General features: G+C 74.2%; 12 protein-coding genes. 3 read left to right on the forward strand and 9 right to left on the reverse strand.

The window, feature by feature from the left end; all coding sequences use genetic code 11:
- Positions 1-128: 128 nt before the first annotated feature.
- On the reverse strand, positions 129-2267 hold the full coding sequence (gene ligA / locus ACN265_RS24710; RefSeq protein WP_377681998.1) for an NAD-dependent DNA ligase LigA: 2139 nt from the start codon (positions 2265-2267) through the stop codon (positions 129-131).
- A 180-nt stretch (positions 2268-2447) separates the two neighbouring features.
- On the opposite strand from ligA, the gene ACN265_RS24715 reads away from it, so the two are divergent.
- Complete coding sequence (locus tag ACN265_RS24715; RefSeq protein ID WP_357928806.1) at positions 2448-2960, forward strand: type II toxin-antitoxin system PemK/MazF family toxin; 513 nt, start codon at positions 2448-2450, stop codon at positions 2958-2960.
- Positions 2961-3039: 79 nt separating this feature from the next.
- Here ACN265_RS24715 and ACN265_RS24720 read toward each other — a convergent pair whose 3' ends face one another.
- The 7 genes from ACN265_RS24720 to ACN265_RS24750 all read right to left on the reverse strand — a co-directional run bounded on the left by ACN265_RS24720 (position 3040) and on the right by ACN265_RS24750 (position 9849).
- Positions 3040-4053, reverse strand: coding sequence for an ADP-ribosylglycohydrolase family protein (locus ACN265_RS24720; RefSeq protein WP_421409804.1), 1014 nt, complete (start codon positions 4051-4053; stop codon positions 3040-3042).
- 88 nt (positions 4054-4141) lie between these two features.
- Positions 4142-4510: a VOC family protein gene (locus ACN265_RS24725; protein ID WP_420119468.1), complete on the reverse strand. Its 369-nt coding sequence runs from the start codon at positions 4508-4510 to the stop codon at positions 4142-4144.
- Between the two features lie 36 nt (positions 4511-4546).
- Entirely contained in the window at positions 4547-5554 is a 1008-nt protein-coding gene (locus tag ACN265_RS24730) for a methionine synthase (RefSeq protein WP_421409806.1), read from the reverse strand.
- Positions 5555-5598: 44 nt separating this feature from the next.
- The gene (mnmA, locus tag ACN265_RS24735; RefSeq protein WP_420119466.1) at positions 5599-6672 is read right to left on the reverse strand and encodes a tRNA 2-thiouridine(34) synthase MnmA; all 1074 of its coding nucleotides are present in this window, start codon (positions 6670-6672) and stop codon (positions 5599-5601) included.
- A 400-nt stretch (positions 6673-7072) separates the two neighbouring features.
- On the reverse strand, positions 7073-8248 hold the full coding sequence (locus ACN265_RS24740; RefSeq protein ID WP_357928818.1) for a cysteine desulfurase family protein: 1176 nt from the start codon (positions 8246-8248) through the stop codon (positions 7073-7075).
- Between the two features lie 105 nt (positions 8249-8353).
- On the reverse strand, positions 8354-9022 hold the full coding sequence (locus ACN265_RS24745) for a class F sortase (protein WP_204923715.1): 669 nt from the start codon (positions 9020-9022) through the stop codon (positions 8354-8356).
- Positions 9019-9849 (reverse strand): DUF4397 domain-containing protein, encoded by an 831-nt coding sequence (locus ACN265_RS24750; protein ID WP_421409811.1) that lies wholly within the window; start codon positions 9847-9849, stop codon positions 9019-9021. The genes ACN265_RS24745 and ACN265_RS24750 overlap by 4 nt, the downstream gene beginning before the upstream one ends.
- Positions 9850-10099: 250 nt before the next feature.
- On the opposite strand from ACN265_RS24750, the gene ACN265_RS24755 reads away from it, so the two are divergent.
- The gene (locus tag ACN265_RS24755; protein WP_204923713.1) at positions 10100-10702 is read left to right on the forward strand and encodes an RNA polymerase sigma factor; all 603 of its coding nucleotides are present in this window, start codon (positions 10100-10102) and stop codon (positions 10700-10702) included.
- Positions 10656-11597, forward strand: a complete 942-nt coding sequence (locus ACN265_RS24760; protein WP_421409813.1) for an anti-sigma factor domain-containing protein — start codon at positions 10656-10658, stop codon at positions 11595-11597. The genes ACN265_RS24755 and ACN265_RS24760 overlap by 47 nt, the downstream gene beginning before the upstream one ends.
- 154 nt (positions 11598-11751) lie before the next feature.
- Here the strand turns inward: ACN265_RS24760 and ACN265_RS24765 are convergent, their stop codons facing one another.
- Positions 11752-12711: an electron transfer flavoprotein subunit alpha/FixB family protein gene (locus ACN265_RS24765; RefSeq protein WP_357928828.1), complete on the reverse strand. Its 960-nt coding sequence runs from the start codon at positions 12709-12711 to the stop codon at positions 11752-11754.
- Position 12712 lies beyond the last annotated feature (1 nt).

Here is a 12712-nt window from a genome sequence, read left to right on the forward strand (position 1 = left end):
CATGAAACGCCCTGGGCGCCGGTGGACCCGCACGACAGCCGCGAATCGGTCGTAGTCGTGACTAAGTTGGTATACGGGCCAAGAGTCACCTATGGGTGCAGCGGGACAGGTGGCCGGGGGCCGGGCGGTCAGCTCTCGTCGACCCGGGCCACCTCGCGGGCCGCGTCCGGGCCGGCGTCGAGCAGCACCCGGAAACCGTCCTCGTCGAGCACCGGCACCTTGAGGCCGGCCGCCTTGTCGGCCTTGGAACCGGGGTTGTCGCCCACCACCACGAAGCCGGTCTTCTTGGAGACCGAGCCGGTGACCTTGCCGCCCCGGGTCTGGATCGCCTCGGCCGCCTGGTCCCGGCTGAAACCGGCGAGCGTGCCGGTCACCACCACGGTGACGCCCTCCAGCGGGCGGGGCCCCTCGTCGACCGCCTCCTCGGCCATCCGGACGCCCGCCTCGGCCCACTTGCGCACCACGTCGCGGTGCCAGTCGACGGCGAACCACTCAGTGATGCTGGCGGCGATGGTCGGGCCGACCCCGTCGACCGAGGACAGTTCCTCCTCGGCGGCCGCCTCGATCGCCTCGACGGAGCGGAAGTGCCGGGCCAGGGCCTGTGCGGCGGTCGGCCCGACGTGCCGGATGGAGAGCGCCACCAGCACCCGCCACAGGTCGCGTTCCCGGGCCACGGCGAGGTTGTCGAGCAGCTTGGTGGCGTTGGTGCCGAGGCTGCCGTCCTTGTTGACGAAGAACGGCGAACGGGCGAGCTGCGCGGCGTCGAGGGCGAACAGGTCCCCCTCGTCGCTGATGATCGCGGCGTCCAGCAGCGCGGCGGCCCCCTTGTAGCCGAGCACCTCGATGTCGAACGCGCCCCGCCCGGCGAGGTGGAAGACCCGTTCCCGCAACTGCGCCGGGCAGCTGCGGGTGTTCGGGCAGCGGATGTCGACGTCGCTCTCCTTGGCCGGGGCGAGCGCCGTGCCGCAGGACGGGCAGTGGGTGGGCATGACGAACGGGCGGGCGTCGGCGGGACGCAGCTCGACCACCGGGCCGAGCACCTCGGGGATCACGTCGCCGGCCTTGCGCAGCACCACCGTGTCGCCGATCAGCACCCCCTTGCGCTCCACCTCGCGGGCGTTGTGCAGGGTGGCCTGGGCGACCGTCGAACCGGCCACGTGCACCGGCTCGAGCACCGCGTACGGGGTGATCCGGCCCGTCCGCCCGACGCCGACCTCGATGTCGAGCAGCCGGGTGTTGACCTCCTCCGGCGGATACTTGAAGGCGATCGCCCACCGGGGCGCCCGGCTGGTCGAGCCGAGCCGACCCTGGATGGGCACCGGGTCGACCTTGACCACCACCCCGTCGATCTCGTGCTCGACGTCGTGCCGGTGCTCGGCGTAGTAGGCGATGTACTCCGCCACGCCGGCCAGGTCGGGCACCACCCGCCAGCGGTCACTGGTCGGCAGCCCCCACGCCCTCAGCGCCGCGTACGACTCGGACTGGGTGGCCGGCCGGAAGCCGGCGCGGGCGCCGGTGCCGTGCACCACCAGCCGCAGCGGCCGGGACGCGGTGATCCGGGGGTCCTTCTGGCGCAGACTGCCGGCGGCGGCGTTGCGCGGGTTGGCGAACGGCGCCTTGCCCTGCTCGACCAGGCTGGCGTTGAGGTCGGCGAACCCGGCGACCGGGAAGTAGATCTCGCCCCGCACCTCCAGCAGCTCCGGGATGTCGGGGAACTCGTCGGACGGGGTGAGCCGGGCCGGCACGCTGCGGATGCTGCGGACGTTGGCGGTGACGTCCTCGCCGGTACGCCCGTCGCCCCGGGTGGCGGCGCGGACCAGCCGGCCCTGCTCGTAGGTCAGGTTGATGGCCAGGCCGTCGACCTTCAGCTCGCACAGGTAGGAAACCGGGCCACCGGCGTCGCGCTCGACGCGCTCGGCCCAGGCGGCCAGCTCCTCGTCGGCGAACGCGTTGTCCAGCGAGAGCATCCGCTCGGCGTGGGTGACCGGGGTGAAGTCGGTGGAGAAGGTGCCGCCGACCCGCTGCGTCGGCGAGTCGGGGGTGCGCAGCGCCGGATACTCCGCCTCCAGCGCCTCCAGCTCCCGCAACTGCCTGTCGAACTCGGCGTCGGTGATGGTCGGCGCGTCGAGGACGTAGTAGCGGTACTGGTGTTCGGTCAGCTCCTGACCCAACGTGGCGTGCCGCTCCCGGGCCTCAGGGGTGGGCTCACCACCGGCCGCCGCCTCCTGGGCCGCGCTGACCTGCTGGGGAATCTCTTCTTCCGACACCCTGCCGCCTCCGGACACCGTGTGAACCTCCCCCGTGATCACGCTACGGGAGCACGGTAACCGGCCGGTAGGACATTCCCCTGCCTCCCCCCGTCCCGCCCGGCGGGCGGCCGACCCCGGGGCGTGCGACGATCGCCGCACGTCGGCGGCGGTGGCCGCCCGGGAGGGAGGCGGGGACCGATGCCGCAGTGGTTGCTGTGGGGGCTGCTGATCGTCCTGGCGGTGGCCGCCGGGTGGGTGTGGAACGAGTGGCGACGTCGGGGTGGCCGCCCGTCGAGCGGCGGCGGGCGCACCCGGCCGGAGCGGGGCACCCCGCCCCGGGACCGGGCCCGCCCGACCGCGCCGCCCCGCCCCCGCACCCCCACCGGGACGCCCCGGCCGGGTGACATCTGGTGGGCGGACGTGCCGTTCCACGACGGCACCGGCTCGAAGGTCCGGCCCTGCCTGGTGGTACGCGCCGACGACCGGGGCGCGGAGGTCCTGAAGATCACCAGCCAGGACAAGAGCGACCGGGACGACCACGTGCCGATCCCCACCCGGGACTGGGACCCGGACGCCGAGCACGACAGCTGGCTGGATCTCGCCGAGCCGCTGCGTATCCCGGCCGACGCCTTCTCCCGCCGGGCCGGTAGCTGCGACCCGGCCCTGTGGCGGCGGGTGAAGCGCCTGCACGGGCGACGCAGCCCGGCCTGAGCAGCGCACCGGCCCGGCCGCCCCGGCACCCCCCGTCGCGGTGGCCGGCACCCCGACGGGCGGCATCCGGGCGGGCGGGTCAGTCCCAGGTCGCGCCGAGAGTGGCGAGCTGGTCGGCGTACTCGATGCGGGTGGACCAGTCCGCGGGCCAGCCGGACATCCCGTGGGCCGCACCGAGGAACGCGCCGGCCAGCGCGGCGATCGAGTCGGAGTCGCCGGCGGTGCTCGCGCCCCGGCCGATCGCGGCCACCGGGTCGTCCGGGTGCCGCAGCACGCACAGCAGCGCGGTCGCCAGCGCCTCCTCGGCGATCCAGCCCTCACCGGTGTGCCGGCAGGGGTCGTCGCCGTCGTCGGGCCGGCGCAGCGCGGCGGCCAACCGGTCCAGCGCCGACAGGCACTCGTCCCAGCCGACGGCGCTGAACTGTGCCGGGGAGCCCGCACCGGCACGCCGCCACAGGTCGCCCAGCCAGTCGTCCCGGTAGGTGCCCCGCTGGCTGCGGGCCCGGTCGGCCAGCAGGCCGGGCAGTCGCGCCGGCGTCGCCCCGTCACGCAGCAGCCGCACCGCGTACGCGGTCAGTTCGCTGGCGGCCAGCCCGGTCGGGTGACCGTGGGTGAGGCCGGCCTGGAGCTGGGACAACCCGGCGAGGATGTCCGGGTCGACGTCGAGCAGCCCGACCGGGGTGACCCGCATGTTCGCCCCGCAGCCCTTCGAGTCGACCACCGTCGCCTGCTGCCAGGGCAGCCCCCGGCCCAGCTCGCCGCAGGCCCGAAGGCAGGTCATCCCCGGTGCCCGGTTGTTGTCCGGGCTGGCCGCCCACTCCAGGAAGCGCCGCCGCAGCAGCGGCTCGACCGCCTCGGCGGTGTGCTCCGGCGCGTCGTGCAGCGCCCAGGCGACCGCGAGCGCCATCTGGGTGTCGTCGGTGACCAGCACCGGATCACCGACCAGTTCCCGTGGACCGGCCGGGCCGTAGCGACGGTGGATCTCGGTGACGGAGAGGAATTCGGTCGGCTTGCCGAGCGCGTCGCCGTAGGCGAGCCCGAACAGCGAACCGGAGGCACGGCGCAGCGAGGAGTCGATCACGGACCCGATCATGCCCCGCCGGCACCACCCCGGCACGTCGGGCAGGCCGGGCCGACCGGTGGCCCGACCCGCCCGACGCGGGGACGTGCTCCCCGGAGGGTCAGTCCCAGCAGAGGCAGAACGGGTGGCCCACCGGGTCGGCGTACACCCGGAAGCCGTCGCCCTCGCCGGGCAGCCGCCGGGCGCCCAGGGCGAGCGCCGCCTTCTCGGCCACCTCGATGTCGTCGACCGTGACGTCGAGGTGGAGCTGCTGCGGACGCGCCGGATCAGGCCAGGCCGGGGGGACCAGGTCGGGCGCCTGCTGGAAGGCGAGCCGGGGCTGGTGCCCGACCGGACCGCCGAGTACCACCCACTCGTTACCGTCGGAGTCCTCCTCGACCAGGGGCAGACCGAGCAGCTCCGCGTAGAAGCCGGCCAGCGCCCGGGGGTCGGGGCAGTCGATGGCCACGGTACGCAGTTGTCCAATCATGGCCGTCATCCTGCCCACCGGGTACGACGGGAAACCTCACCCCTCGTGCAGCCGCCGCCCCGCGTCCCGGCAGGCGGTGAGCACCGCGCGGGCGTACCCGGGGGTGGCGCCGGCCAGCCCGCAGGCGGGGGTGACCACCACCTGCTCGGCGAGTTGGCGGCGCGGAAAGCCGAGCCGGTCCCAGAGTCCGCGTACCCGGTCGGCGAGCTGCGCCGAGGTCGGCGCGACGCCGGCCGACGACGGCAGGGTCGGTGCCACCCCGACCAGCAGGCCGAGGCCGGCGTCGATCGCCTCGCCCAGCGGGTCCAGGTCGGTGAGCAGGGCGAGGTCCAGCGCCGCCCCGACCGCCCCGGCGGTACGGATCAGCTCCAGCGGCACGTCCGGGGCGCAGCAGTGCACCACCGTCGGCACCCCGACCGCCGTGATCACCTCGCCGAGCAGGGTACGCGCGACGGCGGTGTCGACCGGCCGGTACGTGCCCAGGCCGCTCTCGGTGCGGACCCGACCGGCGAGCGCCGCCGGCAGCGACGGCTCGTCGAGTTGGAGCAGCACCGACGCCCGGGGCAGCCGCCGGGTCACCGCCTCGACGTGCAGCCGCAACCCCTCGGCCAGGGACGCGGTCAGCTCACGCACCGCGCCCGGGTCACGCAGCAGCCGCCCGCCGATCGGCAACTCCACCGCCGTGGCCATGGTGAACGGCCCGGCCGCCTGCACCTTCACCGGCCCGGCGTACGACTCGGCCTGCTCGGCGAGCTGGTCGAGGTCACGTTCCATCAGGTCCCGGGCGCGGCGCAGGTCCCGACCGGGACGGGGGGCGATCCGCCAGCGCGCGGCGTACAGCTCGACCGGCAGCTCCACGAGCAGCCCGCCGGTACGCCCGATCAGGTCGGCACCCGGCCCTCGGGCGGGCAGCTCCGGCAGGTGGGGCAGGGCGGGCAGTTCACCCAGGACGATCCGTTGCGCCTCGGCGATGTCGGTGCCGGGCAGCGAACCGATGCCGGTCGCCGCGCCCGCCGGCCAGGGCCAGAGCTGCTGTTGGGTCACGGCCGAAGGGTAGCCGGCCCCGGTCGACACACCCGGCCGGTGGGTCAGCCGGAGATGGTGGCGGAGCCGAGCACCACGTCCCCCGCCGGGTCCGGCCGGTACGCCACCACGGCCTGACCGGCGGCCACCCCGCGTACCGGCCGGCGCAGCTCGGCGGTGAGGCCGTCGCCGTCCACGGTCACGGTGGCCGGTACGACGTCGCCGTGCGCCCGCAACTGCACCTCGCAGGCGATCGGCGCGGCCGGCAGGTCGTCCCCGGTCCAGACCGGACGGGTGGCGCGGACCAGCGAGACCTCCAGCGCCTCGGCGGGGCCGACGGTGACCGTGTTGGTCTTCGGCGTGATGGACAGCACGTACCGGGGTCGCCCGTCCGGGGCCGGCCGGTCCAGGTGCAGGCCGCGTCGCTGGCCCACCGTGTAGGCGTACGCGCCGGTGTGACTGCCGACGACCGCGCCGGTCAGCGCGTCGACCACCGCGCCGGGCGTCTCGCCGAGCCGGCCGGCGAGGAACCCCCGGGTGTCGCCGTCGGCGATGAAGCAGATGTCGTGCGAGTCGGGCTTCTCGGCCACCGCCAGGTCACGCCGGGCCGCCTCGGCCCGGACCTCGGCCTTGGTGGCGTCGCCGAGCGGGAACATCGCCCGGTCGAGCTGCGCGCGGGTGAGCACCGCCAGCACGTACGACTGGTCCTTGGCGAGGTCGACGCTGCGACGCAGCAGCCCGTCGGGGCCGAGCCGGGCGTGGTGGCCGGTGACCACGGCGTCGAAGCCGAGGGCCACGGCCCGGTCCAGCACCGCCGCGAACTTGATCTTCTCGTTGCAGCGCAGGCACGGATTCGGGGTACGCCCGGCCGCGTACTCGGCGACGAAGTCGTCCACCACGTCGGCGTGGAAGCGCTCGGCCATGTCCCACACGTAGAAGGGGATGCCGATGACGTCGGCGGCCCGGCGCGCGTCCCGGGAATCCTCCAGCGTGCAGCACCCCCGGGCCCCGGTGCGGAAGGTCTGCGGGTTGCGGGACAGCGCCAGGTGCACCCCGGTCACGTCGTGCCCGGCATCCACCGCCCGCGCCGCCGCGACGGCGGAGTCCACCCCGCCCGACATCGCCGCCAGAACCTTCACCAGCCCACGCTCCCTTCCCCCATCGAGCCTACCCACCCCGCCCGCCTCCCCTCCCTCCCCGGCCCGCCCCCACTCCGTCCCGGCCCTGCCCCGCCGCTGCCCTCGGTGATCAAGAGGTTTGCGTCATCCCAGCGCCCGTTCCTGACCTCAACCTCTTGATCACCGAGCACCGCCACCGCTCAGCAGCCCGCAGGTGGGCTGGAAGGCGTGCGCGGTCGGGTGGGGAGGGGTGCAGGCCGGTAGGGGCGGGTGATCAAGAGATTCGCGTCAGAATCCGGCGGGCGGGTGACGCAAACCTCTTGATCACCGGGGGCAGGGCAGGGGCGGAGCGGGTGCGGAGCCTGGAGAGAGCCGGGGCGGGGCGGGGGTGGAGCCGGGGCGAAGAGGGCAGGCGGGGCGGTCAGCGGGGGGTGCGGAGGGCGGCGGCTCGGCGGGCGCGGTCGACGGCGGCGGGGAGGGCCGCGATCAGGGCGTCGACGTCGGCGGGGGTGCTGGTGTGGCCGAGGGTGAAGCGCAGCGAGGAGCGGGCCCGGTCGTGGTCGGCGCCCATCGCCAGCAGCACGTGGCTGGGCTGGGCCACCCCGGCCGAGCAGGCCGAGCCGGTGGAGCAGGCGATGCCCTGGGCGTCGAGCAGGAGCAACAGGGCGTCCCCCTCGCAGCCCGGGAAGGAGAAGTGCGCGTTGCCGGGCAGCCGGTCATCGGGGTGGCCGTTGAACACCACCTCGGGCACCGCCTCCCGGACCCGCCGCACCAGGTCGTCGCGGAGCGCCGCCACCCGGGCGGCGTACTCCTGCTGGCCCTTGACCGCCGTCTCGACGGCGACCGCGAAGGCGACGATGCCCGCGGTGTCCAGGGTGCCGGAGCGGACGTCGCGTTCCTGCCCACCGCCGTGCAGCAGCGGGGTGGCGGCGACGTCCCGGGCGAGCAGCAGCGCGCCCACCCCGGTCGGGCCGCCGAGCTTGTGCCCGGTCACGGTGAGCGCGGAGACCCCGCTGGCCGCGAAGTCGACGGGCACCTGGCCGACCGCCTGCACCGCGTCGGTGTGGAACGGCACGCCGTGCTCGGCGGCGACGGCGGCCAGCTCGGCCACCGGCTGCACGGTGCCGACCTCGTTGTTGGCCCACATCGCGGTCACCACGGCGACCCGGTCGGCGTGCGCGGACAGCTCGGCGCGCAGCAGCGCCGGGTCGAGCTTGCCGGCGGCGTCCGTGGGCAGCCAGGCGACCTCGGCGTCCTCGTGGTCGGCCAGCCAGTCGACCGCGTCGAGGACGGCATGGTGCTCGACCGCGCTGGAGACCACCCGGACCCGGTCGGGCCGGGCGGCCCGTCGGGCCCAGAAGACGCCCTTGACGGCGAGGTTGTCGCTCTCGGTGCCGCCGCCGGTGAAGATGACCTCGGAGGGGCGGGCGCCCAGCACGGCGGCCACCCGCTCGCGGGACTCCTCCACCCGACGCCGGGCACGCCGGCCCGTCGCGTGCAGCGACGACGCGTTGCCGACCTCGCGGGCGGTGGCGACGTACGCCGCCAACGCCTCGTCGAGCATCGGGGTGGTCGCCGCGTGATCAAGGTATGCCATCACCGTTCAGCGTAACGGCCAGCGCACGGCGCGTTGGATGCCGGACCACCCGTACCGAAGCGTGGATGGGACCGGGCCGGGACCGGATCGGCCCCGACCCGGTCCTCAGGCCGGTACGGCGGTGACAACGATGTTGTCCCGGTAGTGCCGGGTCTTCGGGTCGAACGGCCCGCCGCAGGTGATCAGGGTCAGCCGCGGCTTGCCGTCCCGGGCGAAGTACCGGTCCAGCGGGATCTTCGTCTTGGCGTACTCCTCGCGGGAGACGACCCGGTAGGCGCGCTGCTCGCCGTCCGCGCCGGTGGCGGTGACGGTGTCCCCCCGGTCGAGTTCGCGGAGCCGGAAGAACGCCCCCTTGCCCTGCTCCGAGCTGTCGACGTGACCGGCGATCACCACCGAGCCGGCGTCGGTCTCCAGCCCGGGGCCGAACCGGTACCAGCCGATCTGGTCCACGCTCGGCGGGACGTCGAACTCGTCGGTGCGGGTGTCGATGCCCACCGGGTTGACCGTGGCGGTGACGTCGATCGCCGGGATGCGCAGCTTCACCGGCGGCACGGTCCGTTCGGCCGTGGGCAGGTCACCTGCGGTCACCGGCACCGACGGGCCGCCACCGGTTCCGGCGGTCGGGCCCGGCGGACTGCTGCTGGCCAGCGCCGCCGCCTCGTCCGCGCCGACGTCCTCGGCCGGCTGCGAGCCGCAGGCCACGACGGTGGCGATGGTGAGCGCGGCGACGCCGGCGGCCATCGCCGCCAGCGCCCCGCGGTGTCGCACCGTCACCGGCGACCGGTCCGGGTGGCGGCCACCCGCGCCCCGCCGCCGACCAGCAGCAGTACGCCGGCACCGGCCAGCACGTACCACCAGGTGCCCACGCCGGTGCCGGCCTGCCCACCGGTGCCGCTGGGCACGCCGCCCGGGGCCGAGTGCAGACCGGTGATGGTCTGGGCGACCAGGTCGAGGTTCTTGGCCTCGGCCGAGCCGATCGCGTAGACGATGGTGGCGGTGCCCTCCTTGAGGTTCAGGTCCGCCGGGCCGATCGCCACGGTGTCGGTGCCGGCCAGCACCACGTCGGCCTTGACCGTGCCCGCGTCGACGTCGGCCTTGGCCTCCTTCGGGTTGGTCAGGTCCTCGAAGACAGGCTTGCCACCGGCCCGCACGTCGACCGCCGGGGCGGCGGCGGTGTGCCGGACGATCAGCCGGGCCTTGCCGGCGGCCAGCTTGGCGGTGTCGTTGACGAACGGGGTGATCTGCGGCTTGCCGTCCGCGCCGAGGTGCGCGGCGAGGCTGATGTTGGCGCCGCCGGGAACCTCGGCGTCATCGACCTTGAGAATCGCGCTGCCGACCGGCTCGCCCGGCTTGGTCAGGGCGATGTCGTACTCGCCCTCGGGCAGGGTCAGCGGGCCGGCGACGTCACCGGGCTTGAAGTTGTCGAGGGTCTTCTTGCCGTTGACGTAGACGTCCACCGGGGTGTCCGGGATGCCGTGCACGACGGAGACCTTGGACGAGGCGGCGTACGCCGGGCCCGTGGTCGCGGCGCCGACGCCGGCGAAGGCCAGAGCGGCCACCGCGCTGCCTGCGGCGACCCGACGGAAGATAGCGAGCTGCATGTCTGCCTCCTGGTGATTGGTGCTGGTTCGTCAGGTCTGGCTTGCAGAACGGGTTACGCCACCCGTCGCACCGCCGGATGCAGCCCGACACCACTTTCTTTTTCTTCGCCCGGGGTGCATCCGGGGCCGACTGCGGCGACGAATAGCTGGTGAGACGAGTGGAGGCGGACCGGACCAGGAGAGTGGGGCGGAGGCTGTGGGCGTTACAGTCGGGCATGCCCCAGGGAAGGCGACCCGCCCGGTGACAGCGGTGGGAACAGCAGGACACGAACCCGAACCACCCCCCGACGAGTTGGCCGCGCGCTTCCGGGCGGGCGACGAGACCGCGCTGCGGGAGGCGTACGACCGGTTCGGCCGGGCCGTGCTCCACCTGGCCACCAGTACGTTGGCCAACCGCAGCGATGCGGAGGACGTGACCCAGGCGACGTTCGTCGCCGCCTGGCTGGGGCGGGAGACCTTCGACCCGACCAAGGGCTCGTTGATCGGGTGGCTGCTCGGCATCGGCCGGCGCAAGGTGATCGACCGGCTGCGCGCCTCGGCCCGGGAGGCCCGGGTGGTGGAGACGGTACGGCAGCTACCCGAACCGGTCGGCACCGGCGCAGACCCGGACACGGTGGTCGACCGGCTGGTGGTCGCCGACGAGCTGGCCCGGCTCCCCGACGACCAACGACGGATGTTGGAACTGGCCTTCTACGACGACCTGACACACCAACAGATCGCGACGGTGACCGGGGTGCCGCTGGGCACGGTCAAGAGCCACATCAGGCGGGGCATGGCGAGCTTGAAACGCAGATGGGAGGTGGACGGTGCAGCACCTGGACCACGACCGGCTGGTCTTTCTGGCGCTCGGTGAGAGCGAGGCGGACCACGGTGAGACCGACCATCTCGGCGGCTGCGTGACCTGCCGGGGCGAGCTGGACACCCTCCGGCACGTCGCCGGGCTGGGCGCGCAGACCCAGGGCCTGCACGACCTGCCCGACCCGCCGGCCCACCTCTGGGCGGGCATCCTGGCCGAGCTCGACGCCGTCGCGCAGGTGCCGTCGCCGGCCGAGACCCACCGGCAGGCTCTCGGGCCGGACCCGACGCAGGCCCCTCCGGCGGCCAGGAACGGCGTCGACCCGGCCTACCGGCATCCGCCGGCGGTGACCGGCGACCCGCAACCGTCGGTGAGGGCCGGTGACCGGCAACCGTCGGTGAGGGCCGGCGACCCGCACCCGTCGGTGGTGACCGGCGACCGGCCGGAGTCCCGGCGGCCGTCGTCGTCCCCCGGCGGCGGGCGTGCCGTCCGACCGGCGGGCCGGTCACGGCGTTGGCCACGCTGGGCGACCACCGTCGTCTCGGCGACAGCCGCCGCCGCGATCGCGGTGCTCGGCACCGTCTTCGTGCTCGGCGACCGGGGGGCCACGCCCCGGCAGGACGTGCTGGCCAGCGCGCCGCTGGCCGCGTACGGGAGCACGCCGGCCGACGCCCGAGGCGACGCCCGGGTCTTCGCCGACGGACGACTGCACCTGCACGTCGCGAATCTCCCGGACGTTACGGGGTACTACGAGGTCTGGCTGATCAATCCGACGACCATGGAGATGTTCTCGGTGGGTGTGCTGCGGGGTAGCTCCGGCGACGCCCTGCTGCCCCTGCCCCCGAATGTTGATCTTCAGGCATACTCGGTGGTCGACGTCTCCGCCGAGCAGTACGACAACAAGCCCGCCCACTCCGGCGACAGCCTGCTGAGGGGCACCCTGACGGGCTGATCGGCGGGCCGGCTCAGCTCCCCGGCCCGCCGATCAGCTCCCATCGGCACACCCACGTGCGGACCCGGCCGGGCCGGGGACGATCGCAAAGGTGAGGACGACGGAGCCGCCGCCCGGCGGACCGGACGGCGGCTCGGTGCGGACCCGCGACGGGTCACTTGCGCTTGCGGATCTCCTCGGCGGCCTGCGGTACGACCTTGAACAGGTCGCCCACCACGCCGTAGTCGGCCAGCTCGAAGATCGGGGCCTCGCCGTCCTTGTTCACGGCGACGATCGTCTTCGAGGTCTGCATGCCGGCCCGGTGCTGGATCGCGCCGGAGATGCCCAGCGCGACGTAGAGCTGCGGGGAGACGGTCTTGCCGGTCTGCCCGACCTGGAACTGGTGCGGGTAGTAGCCGGAGTCGACCGCCGCCCGGGACGCCCCGACGGCGCCGCCGAGCAGGTCGGCCAGCTCTTCGACCAGCTTGAAGTTGTCGGCGTTGCCGACCCCGCGACCGCCGGAGACGACGATGCCGGCCTCGGTCAGCTCGGGGCGGGAGCCCTTCTGCTCGGCGACCCGCTCGACGACCTTCGCCAGCCTGTCGGTGTCGGTGACCGACACGGTGAGCTGCTCGACGGTCGGGGTGGCCGCCGCCGGGGCCGGGGTGACCGAGTTCGGCCGCACGGTGACCAGCGGCAGCCCCTTGGTGACCTTGGACTTGACGATGGTGGAGCCGGCGAAGGCGACCTGGGTGGCGGTGCCGTCGGCGTCGAGGCCGACCACGTCGGTCAGGATGCCGTTGTCCAGCTTGACGGCCAGTCGGGCGGCGATCTCCTTGCCCTCCTGGGCGGAGGCGAGCAGGACGGCGGCCGGCTGCACCCGGTTGACCAGTTCGGCGAGCACCGTCGCCTTGGGGGCCACCAGGTAGCCGTCGATCTCCTCGCTCTCGGCGGCGTAGATCTTCTCCGCGCCGTACTCGCCGAGCTTGGCGCCGAGCGCCTCGGCGGCACCGGGGCCACCGAGCACCACGGCGCTCGGGGTGCCCAGCTCGCGGGCGAGGGTGAGCATTTCCAGGGTGACCTTCTTGACGCCGAATTCCCTGGTGGCTTCGACGACGACGAGTACCTCAGCCATG

The sequence above is a fragment of the Micromonospora sp. WMMD730 genome (genome assembly GCF_049178955.1).
GTDB classification, from domain to species: Bacteria; Actinomycetota; Actinomycetes; order Mycobacteriales; family Micromonosporaceae; genus Micromonospora; species Micromonospora wenchangensis.